This is a genomic window from Tenacibaculum sp. MAR_2009_124 (genome assembly GCF_900105455.1).
Lineage (GTDB): Bacteria > Bacteroidota > Bacteroidia > Flavobacteriales > Flavobacteriaceae > Polaribacter.
Map to the genome: position 1 here is coordinate 608721 of NZ_FNSF01000001.1, position 18448 is coordinate 627168.

Annotated in this window: 19 protein-coding genes; 6 read left to right on the plus strand and 13 right to left on the minus strand. The window is 31.8% G+C overall.

Annotated features, from left to right (window positions below; translation table 11 throughout):
* Positions 1 to 6: 6 nt before the first annotated feature.
* From BLW23_RS01795 to BLW23_RS01820, 6 genes are all read right to left on the minus strand, one after another.
* The gene (locus tag BLW23_RS01795) at positions 7 to 1116 is read right to left on the minus strand and encodes an exonuclease domain-containing protein (protein WP_093667538.1); all 1110 of its coding nucleotides are present in this window, start codon (positions 1114 to 1116) and stop codon (positions 7 to 9) included.
* A 45-nt stretch (positions 1117 to 1161) separates the two neighbouring features.
* Positions 1162 to 1824 carry a YggS family pyridoxal phosphate-dependent enzyme gene (locus BLW23_RS01800; protein WP_093668415.1) on the minus strand — a complete coding sequence of 221 codons (663 nt, stop codon included), beginning with the start codon at positions 1822 to 1824 and terminating at the stop codon, positions 1162 to 1164.
* A gap of 14 nt (positions 1825 to 1838) precedes the next feature.
* Positions 1839 to 3077, minus strand: a complete 1239-nt coding sequence (locus tag BLW23_RS01805) for a DUF1015 domain-containing protein (RefSeq protein WP_093667539.1) — start codon at positions 3075 to 3077, stop codon at positions 1839 to 1841.
* A gap of 4 nt (positions 3078 to 3081) precedes the next feature.
* Positions 3082 to 4035: an NAD(P)-dependent oxidoreductase gene (locus tag BLW23_RS01810; protein ID WP_093667540.1), complete on the minus strand. Its 954-nt coding sequence runs from the start codon at positions 4033 to 4035 to the stop codon at positions 3082 to 3084.
* Positions 4036 to 4092: 57 nt separating this feature from the next.
* Positions 4093 to 5157 carry a 3-phosphoserine/phosphohydroxythreonine transaminase gene (serC, locus tag BLW23_RS01815; protein WP_093667541.1) on the minus strand — a complete coding sequence of 355 codons (1065 nt, stop codon included), beginning with the start codon at positions 5155 to 5157 and terminating at the stop codon, positions 4093 to 4095.
* Positions 5158 to 5305: 148 nt separating this feature from the next.
* Positions 5306 to 6367 (minus strand): acyl-CoA reductase, encoded by a 1062-nt coding sequence (locus BLW23_RS01820; protein WP_093667542.1) that lies wholly within the window; start codon positions 6365 to 6367, stop codon positions 5306 to 5308.
* Between the two features lie 71 nt (positions 6368 to 6438).
* On the opposite strand from BLW23_RS01820, the gene BLW23_RS01825 reads away from it, so the two are divergent.
* The 3 genes from BLW23_RS01825 to BLW23_RS01835 all read left to right on the plus strand — a co-directional run bounded on the left by BLW23_RS01825 (position 6439) and on the right by BLW23_RS01835 (position 9535).
* Positions 6439 to 6789, plus strand: coding sequence for a 4Fe-4S dicluster domain-containing protein (locus tag BLW23_RS01825; protein ID WP_093667543.1), 351 nt, complete (start codon positions 6439 to 6441; stop codon positions 6787 to 6789).
* A gap of 179 nt (positions 6790 to 6968) precedes the next feature.
* A complete protein-coding gene (locus tag BLW23_RS01830; RefSeq protein WP_093667544.1) occupies positions 6969 to 7736 on the plus strand; it encodes a DUF6503 family protein in 768 nt (255 codons plus the stop codon).
* A 128-nt stretch (positions 7737 to 7864) separates the two neighbouring features.
* Positions 7865 to 9535 (plus strand): sodium:solute symporter family protein, encoded by a 1671-nt coding sequence (locus BLW23_RS01835; protein ID WP_093667545.1) that lies wholly within the window; start codon positions 7865 to 7867, stop codon positions 9533 to 9535.
* Positions 9536 to 9655: 120 nt separating this feature from the next.
* Here the strand turns inward: BLW23_RS01835 and BLW23_RS01840 are convergent, their stop codons facing one another.
* Positions 9656 to 10795, minus strand: a complete 1140-nt coding sequence (locus tag BLW23_RS01840) for a hypothetical protein (RefSeq protein WP_093667546.1) — start codon at positions 10793 to 10795, stop codon at positions 9656 to 9658.
* Positions 10796 to 10851: 56 nt separating this feature from the next.
* Between BLW23_RS01840 and BLW23_RS01845 the strand changes: the two genes are divergently transcribed.
* Positions 10852 to 11307 carry a GNAT family N-acetyltransferase gene (locus BLW23_RS01845; protein ID WP_093667547.1) on the plus strand — a complete coding sequence of 152 codons (456 nt, stop codon included), beginning with the start codon at positions 10852 to 10854 and terminating at the stop codon, positions 11305 to 11307.
* A gap of 102 nt (positions 11308 to 11409) precedes the next feature.
* Here BLW23_RS01845 and BLW23_RS01850 read toward each other — a convergent pair whose 3' ends face one another.
* A complete protein-coding gene (locus BLW23_RS01850) occupies positions 11410 to 12252 on the minus strand; it encodes a DUF2911 domain-containing protein (RefSeq protein ID WP_093668416.1) in 843 nt (280 codons plus the stop codon).
* Between the two features lie 132 nt (positions 12253 to 12384).
* Between BLW23_RS01850 and BLW23_RS01855 the strand changes: the two genes are divergently transcribed.
* Positions 12385 to 13050 carry an MIP/aquaporin family protein gene (locus tag BLW23_RS01855; protein ID WP_093667548.1) on the plus strand — a complete coding sequence of 222 codons (666 nt, stop codon included), beginning with the start codon at positions 12385 to 12387 and terminating at the stop codon, positions 13048 to 13050.
* Between the two features lie 84 nt (positions 13051 to 13134).
* Here the strand turns inward: BLW23_RS01855 and gldG are convergent, their stop codons facing one another.
* The 5 genes from gldG to BLW23_RS01880 are packed head-to-tail and all read right to left on the minus strand — an operon-like array spanning position 13135 to position 17239.
* The gene (gene gldG / locus BLW23_RS01860; protein ID WP_093667549.1) at positions 13135 to 14778 is read right to left on the minus strand and encodes a gliding motility-associated ABC transporter substrate-binding protein GldG; all 1644 of its coding nucleotides are present in this window, start codon (positions 14776 to 14778) and stop codon (positions 13135 to 13137) included.
* Positions 14771 to 15490, minus strand: a complete 720-nt coding sequence (gene gldF / locus BLW23_RS01865; protein WP_093667550.1) for a gliding motility-associated ABC transporter permease subunit GldF — start codon at positions 15488 to 15490, stop codon at positions 14771 to 14773. The genes gldG and gldF overlap by 8 nt, the downstream gene beginning before the upstream one ends.
* Positions 15491 to 15496: 6 nt before the next feature.
* On the minus strand, positions 15497 to 16030 hold the full coding sequence (locus tag BLW23_RS01870) for a GNAT family N-acetyltransferase (protein ID WP_093667551.1): 534 nt from the start codon (positions 16028 to 16030) through the stop codon (positions 15497 to 15499).
* A gap of 43 nt (positions 16031 to 16073) precedes the next feature.
* Positions 16074 to 16370 (minus strand): putative quinol monooxygenase, encoded by a 297-nt coding sequence (locus BLW23_RS01875; protein WP_093667552.1) that lies wholly within the window; start codon positions 16368 to 16370, stop codon positions 16074 to 16076.
* Positions 16371 to 16375: 5 nt separating this feature from the next.
* Positions 16376 to 17239, minus strand: a complete 864-nt coding sequence (locus tag BLW23_RS01880; protein WP_093667553.1) for an SAM hydrolase/SAM-dependent halogenase family protein — start codon at positions 17237 to 17239, stop codon at positions 16376 to 16378.
* A 119-nt stretch (positions 17240 to 17358) separates the two neighbouring features.
* Between BLW23_RS01880 and BLW23_RS01885 the strand changes: the two genes are divergently transcribed.
* Positions 17359 to 18312 carry a PhoH family protein gene (locus BLW23_RS01885; RefSeq protein ID WP_093667554.1) on the plus strand — a complete coding sequence of 318 codons (954 nt, stop codon included), beginning with the start codon at positions 17359 to 17361 and terminating at the stop codon, positions 18310 to 18312.
* The last annotated feature ends 136 nt before the right edge of the window (positions 18313 to 18448 follow it).

Consider the following 18448-nt stretch of genomic DNA (forward strand, 5'->3'; position numbering starts at 1 on the left):
AATATATTAACTGGTAGGGCTGTCAGATGTTTCATCCGATAGTCTTACTAGTTTTTGAACTTTATTTCTAAGTAAATAATTCTTAACAATAATTTTAGCAAGTTGCTTATTTTCAATTTCTGTTAGGATCGACTTTAAAATATGAGGTTGGTTTTCTTGAAAAGCCAAATTTGTAAATGCGTGACCAATAACTTCGTTGTTTTCAATTAGTATAACTGAATTCTCCTCAGGCTTTCGACCTTTATCTATTATTAAAAAATTTGGATTATTGAATGTTTTGGTAATATTTTTTCGTTTTCTTATAATATTGTATTTAGGTCGTATTTTATCTAAATCTAAATGATATTTTAATCGTGTAAGAAGTTGATTACCAGTTTCTTCATAGCTAACTTCATAAGCTCTTTTTAGTACTTTTTCGGCTTTTGTAGTTTTCTTTACAAACTGTTTGCTTACTTCTGATTTTATATTTTTACCTCTTCCGATAAATATAATATTACCTTCTTGATTGTGTACATAAAAAACCCCTTGAGTTTCCGGAAGACTTTCTAAAATTTTGACAATCCTTAATTTTTCATGCCTATTATCAAAGTACTTAATAGATTGAGTTGTTATTTCCTTTTCATTATCCTTATCTAAAAGTAGCTTGAAAAGTTTCACTGTGGCGTAAGCATCACCATTTGCTCTGTGTCTATCCGTAACAGGAATTCCAAGATGTCTACATAATTTACCTAAACTATAAGAAGGGGCATCTTGAATTAGATTTTTACTTAAAGCGACCGTACAAATAGTGTTTTTTTGATAATCGTATCCTAAGCGATTAAACTCAGTTTTTAATATACGATAATCGAAACTTGCATTATGAGCAATTAAAATACAGTCTTTTGTAATTTCAATAATTCGCTTGGCGATTTCATAAAATTTGGGAGCATTTTTTAGCATTGAATCGTTAATTCCTGTGAGCTTGGCTACAAACTCTTGAATCTCTCTTTCAGGATTAACTAGGCTAATAAATTGATCTATAACTTCATGTCCGTCGTATTTGTAAATTGCGATTTCAGTAATACCTTCCTCGTTAAATTTACCTCCGGTCGTTTCAATATCTAAAACTGCGTACAATTCTCTCTCTTTTTTTAGTTCTTTCTAGGCTCACTTAGGGTAAATCTAAGCATTATAATTTCTAACTCCAAATATTGAACTACCTATTCTAACCATGGTACTTCCTTTTGTTATGGCCAATTCATAATCTCCACTCATTCCCATTGAAAGGATAGTTAAGTGTGTATGCGATTCCTTTATTTTTTTGTGAAATTCATACAGAGATTCGAATTCTTGGGTTACCTGTTCTTCATTATTTGTGAAAGTAGACATTCCCATAAGTCCAACAATTTTGATGTTCTCTAGGGTTTTTATTTCGGGTGAGTTTAAAATAGATTCAATTTCCGTAAAAGATAATCCAAATTTACTTTCTTCCTTGGCTATTTTGGCTTGCAATAAGCAATTAATAACTCTTGAATGTTTTTGAGCCTGTTTATTTATTTCAATCAGTGTTTTTAAACTATCTACTCCATGAATTAAATCCACAAAATGGGCCATATATTTAACCTTATTACGTTGAAGGTGCCCAATCATATGCCATTCAATATCTTTAGGCAACTCCTCATATTTCCCAACCATTTCCTGAATTTTATTCTCACCAAAAACTCGTTGCCCAGCGTCATAAGCTTCTTGAATATCTGAAGCTGGTTTTGTTTTTGAAACAGCTACTAACGTAACGTGTTCAGGAATTGTTTTTTGAATTGTATGTAAATTATCTTTAATCATAATTAAGGGTAATGGCATTATATTTCGTAAATAGTAAGTGCACTGCGTAGTTTAGGTTCTATATAGGTTGTTTTTGGAGGCATAATTAAATTAGAATCTACGATGTTTTTAATTTCTTCAATGGTCGTATGGCGCATTCCAAATGACACTTTGAAAAGACCTTCATCTACTTTGGTTTTTAGTTCTAATCCTCCAGATTTATTCTGTGAATAAATAATTTTTGAGCTATTTCTAATATTTTCAATACCTAAAATAGGTTTTAAAACAGTTTTAAACAATATATGAGCATCTAAATCACTTAAAGCATTATCATATTCATACGCAGATTTTCTTAATGCCAATGAATAAAAATTTCCATCTAGATACATATTAAAATGATGCTTTTCTTTCGGAAGATAAAGTTCTTGCCCTTTGTTTTCTATTTTGAAAATAGTGTCTAATTCAATCAGGAATTCTTCTGAAGTTAATCCGTTTAAATCTTTAATGAATCTGTTAAATTCATAAATGCATAACTGACTTTCAGGCAATAAATAACTCATAAAGAAATTATAAGGTTCATCTCCAGTATGCTCTGAGTTTTGTTTTGCTATATTTTGGGCTAACATACATGAAGAAGTAGACCTATGATGACCATCCGCAATGTATAAAGTATTGACTGTTTCAAATGCTTGAATAATAGTCTTTATATCCTCCTCTTTATTAATGACCCATAATTTATGAAGGTCTTTGTCCGTAGAAGTGAATTCATATTCAGGTCTGTTTATCTTATACTTTTCAATAATAGCCTCAATACTATTGTTATCAGGGTAAGTCAATAAAACAGGTTCGGCGTTAAATCCTGTATTTTTTAAATAATCTTCAAATAATAACTCTCTTTTGTGTAAAGTACTTTCATGCTTTTTGATTACGTTGTTATGGTAATCGTTAACAGAAGTTGCCGCGATAATCCCGCAGTAGGAGTTTGATGATGATGTTTTTTCGTAAATATAAAACCCTGGCGTTTCATCTTCCTTTAAATAACCATCTTCTTTAAACTCTAAATATCTATTATGCACAAGTTTAAAGCGTTGTTCTCCGGTAATCTCTTTTTTATGATATTTATAACCAGGGTTAATTACATGTAAAAAGGTATAAGGATTAAACGCAAGCTTCGCAGTTAATTGATCTATAGTATAGGCTTCATACGATTTGGAAGATACCAGTGCAACTTTATCGCGTGTTGCTCTGACCGCCTTGAAAGGTTTTACAATCGCCATATAATTACTCTGATAATAATTCTGTTATTTGCTTCGCAAGTTCTTCATCAACTCGTTGTTTTGATTCAACAGTTGAAGAAGCAATATTGGGAGTAAATGAAATTTCAGGGTTCATTAAAAGTTGGATTTCGGGAGTTGGTTGATTCTCAAAGACATCTAAAGCTGCGTACTTTACCGTACCATCTTTAATAGCATTAACCAAAGCAACTTCATCAACAAGGCCTCCATTTGAAACATTTATAATTCCAATACCTTGCTTCATATGTTCGAATTCTTTAGTTCCTATAAGGTAACCATCTTGTAGTGGAGTGTGTATAGATATAAAATCTGATTTTTTTAATACTTCTTTAAAAGGTTCTGTATCTAAAGTAAAATCGATAGTTTGCCCGTTATAAAACGTTAAAGCAATTGTTTTTTCCTCAGAATAATTACCTGCGAAAAGAACCTTCATACCGACACCTAAAGCAATTTTAGCAACTTCATCAGCAGTTTCATTGTTACCAATTATACCAATCGTTTTTCCTTTTAATTCAACTCCATTAGCAAATTGTTTGCGCAACGCGTTAAACCTTGTTTCTCCTTCTAAAGGCATTTCACGATTCGACTGATGTAAAAAACGTGCCATTCCGAAAATATGGGCAAAAATTAACTCAGCAACAGCTCCTGATATTGCTTCTGGCGTATTAATTACATGAAGACCATTTTCTCTTGCAAAATCGACATCAATATTATCGAAATTTACACCAGCTTTACCAATTAATTTTAAACTAGGACAGTCTTCAATAAGTTCTTGTCTTACTTGTGTGTTATTCGCTACTAAAAGAGCATCAATACCATTTTCATTAATAAAACTATCCAATTGGTTTTGTGCAACTTTTGTTGTAATCACCTCAAAACCTCCATTCTCTAAAGCAGCAATTCCGCTTTGAGAAATTCCATCATTCGCTAATATTTTCATTTTATTTAGTTCTTGTTCTTTATTGAACCCAAATGGTTCGTAATAAAATATTGATTTTTAAGCTTGTCTTTCTAATTCTTGCATCACATCCACTAATGTTTGAACACTATATAAAGGAAGTGCATTGTACATACTTGCTCTATAACCGCCTACACTTCTGTGTCCGTGCAATCCGTTAATATTGGTTTCCTGCCATAAGGCGTCAAACTTTTTAGCAAGTATATCATTTTCAATAGTAAATGTGGCGTTCATATGACTCCTATCTTCTTTATGAACTACTCCTTTGAAAAAAGGATTTCGATCTATTTCGTTATAAAGAAGAGCAGATTTCTTATTATTTACTTTTTCGATAAAAGGAATGCCTCCCAAATCTTTCAACCATTCTAAAGTTAACATAGAAACATATACAGCAAAGACAGAAGGTGTATTAAACATGCTATCTTTATCAATATGAATTTGGTAGTTTAACATTGAAGGAATATTTCTTTCAACTTTACCTAAAATATCTTTTTTTATAACTACTAGTGTTGCTCCAGCAGGCCCCATGTTTTTTTGAGCCCCAGCATAAATTAAGTCGAACTTAGAAAAATCCAATTGTCTGGAAAAAATATCCGAACTCATATCACAAATCAAAGGGACTGAAGTTTCTGGAAAGTTCTTCATTTGAGTCCCATAAATAGTATTATTGCTCGTACAATGGAAGTAATCTACGTCATTAGGAATGTCAAAGTCCTTTGGAATATAGTTGAAGTTTTTGTCCTCTGAAGAAGCTACCTCAATAAGTTCTCCAAAAAGACGAGCTTCTTTTATAGCTTTTCCACTCCATGTTCCTGTATTTAAATAAGCGGCTTTTTTGTTTAATAAGTTATAGGCAGTCATTAAAAACTGAGTACTAGCACCACCGTGTAAGAATAGAGCTTCGTATCCTTTATTTTCAAGACCTAGCAACTCCAAAGCTAAACTTCTAGCTTTTTCTATAACATCAACAAATGGTTTACTTCTATGTGAAATTTCAATAAGGGATAGGTTATCATTATTAAAATTAATTACTGCTTCAGAAGCTTTTTGTAATACCTCCTCTGGTAAGATACATGGACCAGCACTAAAGTTGTGTTTTTTCATCTGTTTAAACTTATAGATATTGTATTATTCTTTCTCAAGAATACATATTGATTTTCAACGCTATTTTAGAACTTCGACACTCAGGTCAAAATCAAAATAAATTTTAATTAATTAGTTAACAAATATCTGAATAATTACAAAGATAACCTTAAAGCTTAGCTAAAAATTCTAGGGTATTCACTCCATCAGCATAATCCCACAGATTAGGATGTTGGGTTTCACCAAAAGCCACTTCATTTTCAATAAAATTGTTAGCTACAACGCATTGAATTTGGTTCTTGTCTTCGTGTAATTTAATTTTTAAGTTATCCTCATTGTCGTAATATTCATAGAATACAGAAGCAATAGGTGAGGTATAGCTTTCATCTTCTTTAACCATTAAAAAACCATTTTCTAAAATGTCAAATTCACTCATTAAATACACAGTCTTATTATAGTCATAGTTATTAGCGTATTTGGCATTATTAATGATTTCATGTTGATTGTACATTCCTTTGAAGAAATGATCGAAGTTATACCCTTTTGGAACAAAAATTTTTGAAACTGAACGGCAACCTAAACCAAAATATCTGAAAACATCTTCACTTAAATTATCCAAATCTTTTTCGGATTCCCGACCTGTTATAACTGCGACAGAGTTTCTGTTTTTTCGAATGATATTTGGTTTTCCTTTAAAATAGTGCTCAAAATATCGAGCCGTATTATTGCTTCCTGTAGCAATTACTGCTTCAAAACCAGAAAGTTTTTCTTCTGTAAAAACTATTTTACCTTTTAATTCTGGAAGTATATATTCAAGATATTTGGCTAAAAAAGGGAGTAGGTGTTTATCGTTTGAAGATTGTTTCACTAAAACAGAGTGTCCAGAGATAAGTACTGATAAAAAATCATGAAATCCAACTAAAGGAATGTTTCCAGCCATTATGATTGCAACATTCTTTTCGTTATTTAAACCGAGGTTTTCATTTTGGATCCATTTTTCTAAGTTTTCTGTGCTTAGGTTTTTTGCCCAACCTTCAATTGTGAAAAGTAAGTTGTCTTTTGTGAACCAAGAATTAGCTTCTTGTGCAAGTTTTAATTGATGCTTGAAACCATCAAAAAACAAATCATTATGAGGAATATTTTCGTGTTGTTTTATTTCTTTTAGAGAGAATTGATTTAAAAAATTACCCAGTTTATTAAAAGCGTCTAACCTACTTTTTATCTTATCCATTTATATTGGTTCTAAATTAAATTGGAACTATTTTTGTCAGGCAAAGTTACAAAAACTGAGAGAGATATATTATGGCAATAATAATAACAGATGAATGTATTAATTGTGGTGCTTGCGAACCGGAGTGCCCCAATACAGCGATATATGAAGGTGCAGATGATTGGCGTTATGCAGATGGAACAGATTTAGAAGGAGATATAGTATTACCCAACGGAAATAAAGCAAATGCGGAAGAAGAGCAGGAGCCAGTTTCTGATGAAATTTACTATATTGTAGCAGATAAATGTACAGAATGTAAAGGTTTTCATGAAGAACCACAATGTGCAGCCGTTTGTCCTGTAGATTGTTGTGTTCCAGATGAAGACAATGTAGAAACTGAAGAAGAGTTGTTGGCGAAACAAAAATTTATGCACAACGATTAACTTCAACTTCAAATATCCAATGAGAACAAAAAAACCTGAATTTAATAATTCAGGTTTTTTCTTTTTCTTATAGTGTAATTTCTCATCGCAATTCCGACCTATAATTAATGTCTTAATCAATCATTTCAATTAACGTTAGTTATTGAATGATTAACTAATTAAACTAAATTAATAAACAAATGAAAAAATTAGCACTATTATTGTTATTGGTACCTGTATTTATTGGGTGTAATTCTAATGCAAAATCTAATGCAAAAAAAGAAAAAGAGGTAGTTACAACGGCAAAAAAATATCCCGAAGCGATTGTGAATGTTTTTAAAAAACATGGAGGAATAGAGAAGTGGAATACAATGAAAACCTTAACCTTTTCATTGAAAGGAGAAAAACATATTACAGATTTGCCTTCAAGAAAGGCGTTAGTTAAGTCAGAAAAATACGCTTTAGGATTTAATGGAAAAGATGTTTGGTTGCAAAGACAGGATACAACTGCATTTAAAGGAAATCCTGAATTTTACTATAATTTGTACTTTTATTTTTATGCGATGCCTTTTGTGTTGGCGGATGATGGTATTGTATATTCAGAAACAGCTCCCTTAGTATTTGAAGGAGTGTCGTATCCTGGAATTAAAATATCATATGGAGCTGATGTTGGTATTTCTCCTGATGATAATTATTTTATATATTACAATCCAGACACGTACCAAATGGAGTGGTTAGGATATACGGTTACCTACTTTTCTAAAAAGGCAACAAATAAAACCAATATCATAAAATACGATGATTGGGAAAATGTTAACGGTTTGTTATTGCCTAAATCTTTAATTTGGTACACGAAAGATGAAGATGGAAAACCATTAAAACCAAGAGGGGAAGCTACTGTGTTCTCATCGGTTGAAATTAATGAAACATCTTTGCCTGACAATATTTTTGAAAAATCGAACTATTAATACTAAAATCAACCCAAATGAATCCCCAAAAATATACTTGGAAACGTGAGTATACCTTTGTAATACTTGCCAATGTCTTATACATTATTTTGTTCTATTTAATTACTAATCTTTACAATTAACAGAGTATGCAAAGTATTGATTGGATTGTATTGTCGTTAACATTATTATTTATTGTTGTTTACGGCGCTTGGAAAACAAAAGGAAAGCAAAGTGTTCAAGAGTATATAAAAGGAGGAAATGATACAAAGTGGTGGACTATTGGCTTATCGGTAATGGCAACCCAAGCTAGCGCGATAACGTTTTTATCTACCCCTGGGCAGGCCTTTCATAGCGGAATGGGGTTTGTGCAGTTTTACTTTGGATTACCCATTGCTATGGTGGTTATTTGTTTGGTGTTTATTCCAATTTATCATAAGCTTAATGTTTATACCGCTTATGAATATTTAGAAAGTCGTTTCGACAAAAAGACAAGGGTTTTAACGGCAATATTGTTTTTGATTCAACGTGGTTTAGCAGCAGGGATAACTATTTTTGCTCCAGCCATAATCTTATCAGCTGTTTTGGGCTGGGATTTAATTACTTTAAATGTTATAATTGGAGTTTTAGTAATTATTTACACTGTTTCAGGAGGTACAAAAGCGGTAAGTGTAACGCAAAAGCAACAGATGGCTGTCATTTTTGCGGGAATGTTTATTACTTTCTATATCATTTTACAATATTTACCTGATGGAATTACATTTTCCAAAGCTTTAGATATTGCTGGAGCAAGCGGTAAAATGAAAGTTCTTGATTTTTCATGGGATCTGAACAACCGTTATACCGTTTGGACAGGAGTTTTAGGTGGAACTTTTTTAATGTTGTCTTATTTCGGAACCGATCAAAGTCAGGTGCAACGTTATTTATCAGGAAAATCTCTTAGAGAAAGTCAATTAGGGTTGATTTTTAATGGATTGTTAAAAGTTCCTATGCAGTTTTTTATACTCTTAGTGGGGGTTATGGTATTTGTTTTTTATCAGTTTAATACGTCACCTTTAAACTTTAATCCTAAAGCAGAAGAAGCCGTAATTAATTCGGAATACGCTGCTGAATACAAAGCACTAGAACTTAATCATAAAAGTATTGAAGCGCAAAAGAGAGTGCTTATTACTGATGGATTAACGGATGAGTCTAAGAAGCAATTGGCCGTTTTAAATGAAAAAGATGTAGAACTAAAGGAGCAGGCTAAAACGATCATAAAAAGGGCGAATAGTGAAGTGGAAACCAATGATAAAGATTATGTATTTATCGGTTTCATATTAAAATACCTTCCTGCAGGTTTAGTGGGATTATTGTTAGCAGTAATATTATCTGCTGCGATGTCTTCAACTGCATCAGAGTTAAATGCACTGGCATCTACAACAACAATAGATTTGTACAAGAGAAATACGTCAAAAGAATACTCAGATGAGCATTATGTGAAAGTATCTAAATGGTTTACATTGGGTTGGGGTGTTTTGGCTATTTTGGTAGCCTGCGTTGCCAATTTATTTGATAACTTGATTCAATTGGTAAATATTATAGGATCTATTTTTTATGGAAACGTATTGGGAATATTCTTATTAGCATTTTTTGTGAAGTTTGTAAAAGGGCGTTCAGTTTTTATTGCAGCATTAATAACTCAGATGATTATTATAGTAGTTTGGTATTTAGACATATTTCCATATTTGTGGTTAAATGCGCTTGGATGCGGTATTGTAATGATTATGGCTGTTTTAATAGAAAGTATTACGAACAATCCTACGCCTGAAGAATTATAAAGGATATTGAAATAATATTTTATAAATATTTAAAAAAGCGGAAAAATCATGATTTTCCGCTTTTTTGTTTTTAGAATATATAAGGATATTTTTCCCTATTCAAGGAATTAGAATACTTCATTAATTCTTTTGTTCAAGAGATTTTAATCTATTCTGTATATCAAGTAATTGCTCATTTATTGTTTTCAATTGAGTATTCTCTTTTTCTAGATTTTCAATTTTCTTCTCTTGTTGAATAGTGTATAGGGTAAGCTCTTCAATTTTTTGTAATAATTTAGAATCCATTTCACCTAAATAAAATCCGTTTTTACGAACCTCTTCAGTATTTGGAATATCTTTCAAATGCCCTTTTTTGTTGATATGATTTTCAACTTCTTTTAAAGTAGGTAATTGATAAGTGTTTTCGAAAACAAAGTCAGGCCAATCATTTTTTAATTGAACCTTAACCTCTTCTGTTATCATTTTACCAACAACGGCAAATTTGAAATCTGTAGGAACATCTGAAGTTCCAATCCCTACTTTACCTCCAAGTGGGTTTAGAGCAAGGGTATAGGCGTGATTTGGATAAGTGGTACTTGAGTGCCTAGTTTGAATCCAACTACCTCCATTTAATTCTGAGCTCGCGCCTATTGCGAGTTCTGTATTATAACCCACCACTGCTATTGCACCTGTTTTATTTCCAGAAAGACTCGGTAAAGTGCTGCTTTTAATAACTAGCTTAGCCTCAGTTGGATTATGAGTTCCAATTCCAACACGCCCAGTATCATGAAAATTAATATTATCGGTCCAACTTCCCGATAAATCATTTTGAATGACTAACGAGTTTCCATATCGAGCAATACGGTTATTGGCTTTAGACAAAGGATTGGTATCATATATTCCTAAAGATGCCCCTGATTTTGATATTGTTAGACTTTCATTTGGACTGCTTATACCAATACCAATGTTTCCAGGTAAATATAAGTTACCTGTTTCTCCATGAAGTATCATAGAATAGAAATTAGGTTTAGATGCAGATCTTCCAGTTCCCCAATAGAACCTCTTGTTTGAGTGAAAACCAAACATTAATTCATTGGTTTTACCTGGGTTAAAAACTATTGAACCATGTGATGCCCCAGTGAATTGAATTTTGTTTACAAAACCATTTACAGAAGGTGATGGATTTGCCCCATTTAATTCAATACCAGTATAAGTTTTTTCTTGTGCAGATATTGCCATAGACACTCCCATCATAGCAATTGTTAAGATTTTACTTTTCATAATTATTTTCTCTAATTTTGAGCAAAATTAGTGAGAAAAAATAATCCGACAAACAAATGATATCAATACGTACCGCAATAGTAGAAGATTTACCAACGCTCTTAGATTTTGAACAAGCATTGATTAAAGCAGAAAGACCTTTTGAACCAACTTTTAAAGAAGGTGAAATTCATTATTACGACATTAAAAAAATGATTGAAGTGGATGATGTTGAAGTGCTAGTAGCAGAAGAAAATGAAGAATTGATAGCCTCTGGCTATGCGCGAATTATGGTTTCTCAACCTTATTTTAAGTTTGATAAGCTTGCTTATTTAGGGTTTATGTATACAAGGCCTACTCATCGAGGAAAAGGAGTGAATAAACAAATCATAGAGTCTCTTTTTCAATGGATAAAAGAAAAAGGAATAGAAGAAGTTCGATTGGATGTTTTCGATGATAATATCGGTGCAATAAAAGCTTACGAAAAGGTTGGATTTAAAGGGCATCTTTTAAAGATGAGGATGTCATTATAATACCATTATAGTTTCAATTTGTAAATGATATAACAGGGTAAACAAAAGTAAAAAGCTCATAGATTATCTATGAGCTTTTTATAAAATCAATTTCCTGAGTAATTATTTTGTTTTAGCTAAGAACTCTTTGTTCATCTTAACATAATCGGCATTTCCAGCTTTTTCAGCTCCTGCTAAAGACGCGTTGGCAGCTTGAATAGCTCCTTTTTTGTCACCAGCTTTAGCTAAGATTAATGATTGCTGACGTAAATACCAAAAACGTGGTTTATCCTTGGTAATTTCAACAGCTTTGTTAATCCATCCTTTTGCTTTTTGAATATCTTTACCTGATTGTAAATAATAAACAGCTGAAGAATAGTAGTCATTAGCTGAAGGTCCATTCATTACTTTGTTAATACTTGCTTCAACACCTTTGTCTGTAGGAGTCGTGAATTTAACGCCCACGTAAGCATTCTCCCATAAAATACCTAAGACAGCAGAATTATTGGTAATATCATCGAAAGAAATGGTAAATGTTTCAATTTTCATAGGCATAGCTTGAACTTTAACTGTTGTTGTTAAAGCAACTTTGCTAGCATTCCATTCTCTTGGTGTTCCCCAGTTATTAGTATCTGAGTAAAAAATCACCTCCCAAGAACTTTGACTTGGTTTTGTGAAAATAGCATACGTTCCTTTTTTTAATTCTTTTCCATCAATGGTAACATCATCACTAAATGTAACTTTAGTATTTGCATTGGCACCTGTTCTCCATAATTTTCCATAAGGAACAAGGTCACCAAAAATAGTTCTACCTTTTACCCCTGGTCGAGAGTATTCCACGGTAACGTCAGTTAATCCTACGGCTTGTTCTACTTTAGAAGATGGGCTAGAAGCAGGAGTTTTAACTTGTGCATTTGAACTTGTTGCTATTACAGCAACAAACATGGTTAAAAGAAGTTTTTTCATCATTAGACGGCTTTGTTTTTAATTAGTTTGATAAAATTACGATGAAAAAAGGCTATTAATGTTAACAAAAACTTAAAATAAGGAAGGTTATCTTTACCAATTCAAAAATTAACAATACTTAAATTTAAACGAGTGAAAAAATACATTTCTGAAGTAATAGGAACATTTTCTTTAATATTTTGTGGAACAGGAGCAATGACTGTTAATGAAGTTACCAGTGGAGCGGATTTAACTCATATTGGTGTTGCCATAACTTGGGGATTGATCGTAATGGCAATGATTTATGCATTTGGTGAAATTTCTGGTGCTCATTTCAATCCAGCTGTAACCGTAGCTTTTGCATTTGCAAAGAAGTTTGAGTGGAAGGAAGTTCCCAAATACATTATAGCACAATTAATAGGAGCTATTTTGGCAAGTGTTATGTTATGGATATTATTTCCCGAAAGTGAGTATTATGGAGCCACTATTCCGATATTGGAACCATGGCGCGCTTTTATTTTAGAATTGTTACTTACTTTTTTTTTAATGCTAACAATTATCAATGTATCTACGGGAAGCAAAGAAATAGGAGTTATGGCAGGAATCGCTATTGGAGGTGTTGTTTTATTAGAAGCGATGTTTGCAGGACCTATGACTAAGGCATCAATGAATCCTGCAAGATCAATTGCACCAGCATTGGTTTCTGGTCATTTTGAACATTTATGGTTGTATATAACTGCACCTATTTTAGGAGCGTTGTTAGCCGTTTTATCTTGTAAATGGGTAAAAGATGATCAGTGTTGTGATTCTGGATGTTAGCTATAAGATGAATTCAATATAAAACAAAAGCCTTATGATTTTTTTCAAGAGGCTTTTGTTTTTTTGTTATGACATCAAAAGGTATTAATTTGAATATTTCTTTTTTCTTAAATGATTAAAACCGAAGCCAAATACACCTAATAAAATTAAAGGTAGAGCTATATTTAGTATCTGCCAATACCTTTTTTCAGCATAGGCCTTTTGTTTATCTAATAAGTTTATCTGAAGTGTTTTGTTTCTAAGTGAAATTAATCCAGTATCATCAAGTAAATAATCCACAGCGTTTAGTAGAAATTCTTTGTTACCATAAGAGTCCCCCGTCCATTTGTCTCTTGCTAAGTCGTAAGGCTTTCCTTTTAAAATCTGATTTTTAGCAACGTCACCATCTGACATTATAATCATTTTATTACTTAAACTCTGTTCTGAAAAATGGCCAACATTAAATGGTTTTGTTCTGTTTTTATAGGCAGAAGGAAATGTACCTTCAAGCAGCACAGCAAAAAGTTGAGCACCCGAAGTATATTCTTCTTGTTTAGGTTCTTTGGCAATACTACTCAATTCAACAATGGCAGGTGTTCCTGTTTTTTTTGTAAGTTCAGATGAAACAAGTAATGGTGTTTTTTTGATAGCTCCTTTTAAAATATCAATTTGTGTTGTAAACTCAAATCGGACAGGAGGTATGTTTTTGGTTATAGGATGATTCGGGTTTCCTTTCACCAATGGGTTATAAAACCAATTTAAATGTTGAAATTGAGCTTGGTTTCCTATATTACCAGTAGCCAGAGGAATTTTGGCACTGTATAAATCCTGTACTAATTTATTATTGATTCTAACTTGATAGCTAAATAATAAATCGGTTAAATTTAAATCTCTTGGAAAAGCCATCATTTTACCTTCGTTATAAAGGCTATCGGTGTCAGAAAAATTGGTGTCGACCATCCAAATGGTTTTTCCTCCATTTGTGATATACTGATCTAGAACAAGTTTTTCTTCTTCAGAAAAACGTTCTGTAGGTTTCGCTATAAAAGTAAGGTCATACTTTTTTAGGTTTTCTAAAGTTTTTTGAGGATTCTTTTGAACACTATCCAAAGTAAACTTAGCTAAACGATACTTATTTTTAATCGCTGTTAAAAAGCTATATAAATGAATATCCTCTAACTCTCCATTTCCAGAAAGAACTGCAATTGAAGGCTTTTTAGATTTTAAGATAGACGAAATACCATTGGCAAAAGAAAATTCCAATTTTTCAATGGCATTTTGAAGCTGGTCTTCTTGAGTTTTAAATGCGGTATCAGGCAGAAGAGATACCAATTCATTTTTATCTTGATATAAAATTTCGGCCCATGGGAAAATTATAGCCTCGGAAAGCTTGCCATCTTCTTCCACAGTTAACTGACTTGGAAGCATTCCTTTTTTTATTAATTTTTCTCTTTTATCATCTGGATTGATAAAACGAATATAAATATTGCTATTAATGGCTTTTAGTTCATTTAAAAACTGACGTGTTTCAGATTGTAAACGCTTAAATTCCGAAGGGAATTCACCTTCTAAATATACATTTATAACCAAGGACTCATCCATGTTTTTGAGTAACTTAGAGGTAATTTTAGATAGGGTATAACGTTTATCGGCGGTAACATCAAACCGTTTGTATATTCTATTACTTACTAAGTTTAAAATAAGTAATCCAGCAAGTACTAAAACACTATTTTTAACTTTTTTACTCATTTTTTAATTGTTGTTTAGTAATAAATAAAAAGAAGAAAGTAATACTCACAAAATAGATAATGTCTCGTGTATCTATAACGCCCCTGCTTATACTTTTATAATGTTCGATAATTCCAAATTGTTGAATCAAAAAACCATTGTCTCCAGTAGTATCGCCAATAACATCAAGTCCAACAAACATGAGAAAAGAAATAAATACTGCAAGAATAAAAGCAACAATTTGGTTATTTGAGAGTGTTGAGGTATACAAGCCAATAGAGGTATAGGTTGCTGCTAAAAAAATGAGCCCTAAATAAGAACCTAGTATGCTTCCTGTATCCAAGTTTCCTAAAGGATCGCCCAAATTATATACACTATAAACGTAGGTTAATGTAGGTAAAATTGCTAAAAGAACTAATAGGAGGGCGGAAATAAACTTACCCAGTACTATTTGCCAATCAGTTAAAGGTTTTGTTTTTAAAATTTCAATGGTACCAGTGGTATATTCATCAGCAAAACTTTTCATTGTAATTGCTGGAATGAGAAACAAAAATAACCAAGGTGCTAAATAGAAGTAATTATTTAAATCAGCGAAACCTGCATTTAAAATGTTTAAGTCATCTTTTAAAACCCACAAAAATAAACCATTAATGAGTAAAAATACTCCGATGACCAAATAGGCTATCGGTGAAGCAAAAAATGAGTTGAATTCTTTTTTTAAAATTGAAAACATAGATGTTTATTGATATTCATTTTTTATCAGTCCAAAAATAATATTATTCTCAAAGTGAAAATCTATTTTGTCTTTCTTTAACTGAAATTTATGTCTCTTTAATAGTTTTATTGAACTTTCGTTTTCTCCATGGGTATATGCTTCTATTTCCATTAGTTGAAGCTTAGTGAAACCAAACCACAATACCTTTTTAAGAGCTTCACTCATGAATCCTAAGCCATGAAAGTCTGGATGTAACTCATATCCAATTTCAGCGTAGGTATTATTCTTGTTAAAATGACGTAGTCCAATAGAACCAATTACTTTATGTTCATATTCCAAAACCCAATAAATTCCTTTTTTACTATTGACTAGTTCATGAATATCTAAAATAAAACTTTCAACGTCTTGGGTGTTTTTAGGAATATTTCTCGTGGTAAATTTATTCACCAAATCATTTGATCTTAGTTCAAATAATTCAACCTTGTCTTTCAGTAATACTTCTCTTAACAATAATCGAGCAGTTTTTAATTCAGGAAAGGTGGTAAATAGATTGTTCATTGATTAATTAAAAAAGAATAAGTTGTTTTAAAGTAAATACGAATTAGGAGAGCGTTGCTAATTTGTCAAGACTCCAGGCCATTGGTTTATCGTTAAACAATACTTTTGTCTTTTTCCAAATACCTTTAAACAATTCAGAGTTCCTGTATACTTCCAAATCTTTTTCAGAATCCCAGTAGCTATAAGTAAAAAAAACATTTGCATTTGTTTTGTCTCTATATAATTCTAATAAACGGCAACCAGAGAAATTTCGTATACGTTCCTTGTTTTTTTCAAAGTTACCTAAAAACTCTTCAATTTTTTCAGGATGAAAACTCAATTTTACAATTCTAACAAACATACTTATTAATTTACAGGAATAAACTCAGGTTTAACAATATCTTCAAATTCAATAATAATGGTGTCTCTATATTTTAAACCTAGTAGGGTAGAAGCTCCACCCACGGTTTCCAAGTTACTTTTATAAATCGCAATTTCTAAGAAACCGGCTGAGTTAAAAATGGCTAATTTTTCGCCGTCATATTGTCGCTTTTCTTCGGGTATATTATAATCTACAATACCATTGTAACTTTTAAAAACCTCGGTAAATTTGTAACGACCAGCCGTTATGGTAAAACTTCTGCCTTTTCCAATTGATGTAAAAAGCTTCTGGTTAATATTCGTAATAATATTACCGTAGTTGTCAATATAAATAACTCCTCCTTTTATAATGGTTTTCGCTTGATTTGTTTTCGGTTGAATTTCAACAAGTGTTTTCAATTCCTGAATTTCCTTTCCGATTACATTTAAACTACCACCACGAGCAATATGTGAGGCCGCTTTTACAAAAACATCCAATACGGGGAAACTCGAATTTATGTGATTATGAATATTAATTTCAACAATTTTTGTTGGATTTACTTCTGAAGCAATCATAGAAATTAATCCATTATCTGGACAAATAAAATATTGATTATCTAACTCAATGGCTAAATGTTTATTTTCCTTACTTAATTCCGAATCCACACCCACAATATGAATGGTGCCTTCGGGAAAACTTTTATAAGCATTTCGTAAAATATATGCCGTTTCAGTTATGTTAAACGGAGATATTTGATGTGTAATATCAATGACGTTTGCATCAGGTAATTCCGAAAAAATAGCTCCCTTTACTGCACCTACGAAGTGATCTTTAATTCCAAAATCAGTGGTTAAAGTTATGATGGGCATTTAATTAGGTGCTTGTTAATTATTTTGTGAAAAATTATGTTGAAATTTAGAACAAAACTACGCAATTCATTAAAAATAATCGTTACATTTAGGAAGAATAATATTAAAACTTATCACATTTGAACGAACGCATTATTGAATTAACGGAAATCAATCCAAATGATTTTTTTGGTGCTCAAAACAGTACTATTGCTCAATTAAAAACGTACTTTCCAAAAATAAAAATTGTTGCCAGAGGAAATAAACTTAGAATTTACGGAGAAGCTGAAATACTAGATGAATTTGAAAAGCGGTTAAACATGCTTATTAAGTATTTTAATCGTTATAATCGATTGGATGAGAATAGTATTGATAGAATTTTAACTTCTACAGGAAAGGAAGAAGAAATAAGAAAGTCGGGGAATAATAATGATGTTCTTGTTCATGGTGTAAGTGGAAAATTGATAAAACCAGAAACAGAAAACCAGCGAAAAATGGTTTCGTTGATGGGGCAAAATGATATGTTGTTTGCAGTTGGACCAGCGGGTACAGGAAAAACCTATACTGCTGTTGCCTTGGCGGTAAAGGCACTGAAGGAAAAAGAGGTGCGAAGAATTATTTTAACAAGACCTGCTGTTGAATCTGGTGAAAATTTAGGTTTTTTACCAGGAGACTTAAAGGAAAAGCTTGATCCGTATATGCAGCCTTTGTACGATGCCTTAAGAGATATGATTGCTCATGAAAAGTTACAGGCATATATTGAAAATGGAACTATCCAAATAGCCCCATTGGCTTTTATGAGAGGACGTACTTTGGATAATGCTTTTGTAATTTTAGATGAGGCTCAAAATACTACTCATGCGCAAATGAAAATGTTTTTAACGCGTATGGGAAGGCACGCAAAGTTTATTATTACAGGAGATCCAGGTCAGATAGATTTACCTAGAAAACAAGTTTCAGGACTAAAGGAATCGTTACTTGCTTTAAAAGATATTGAAGGAATTGGTCAGGTGTATTTAGATGATAAAGATGTAATTCGTCATCGATTAGTTAGAAGAATAATTTCGGCTTATAAAAGTATAGAAACAGAATAAAATCAACATTTATAATAATGATAGCCTATTTATTTAAATGAATGGGCTTTTGTTTTTTATGAGTCTAATATTAGTTATGTTTTGAAATTATTCTAAAAGTAAAATGATAATTTTTTATAACGAAGCAAAGCAGTAA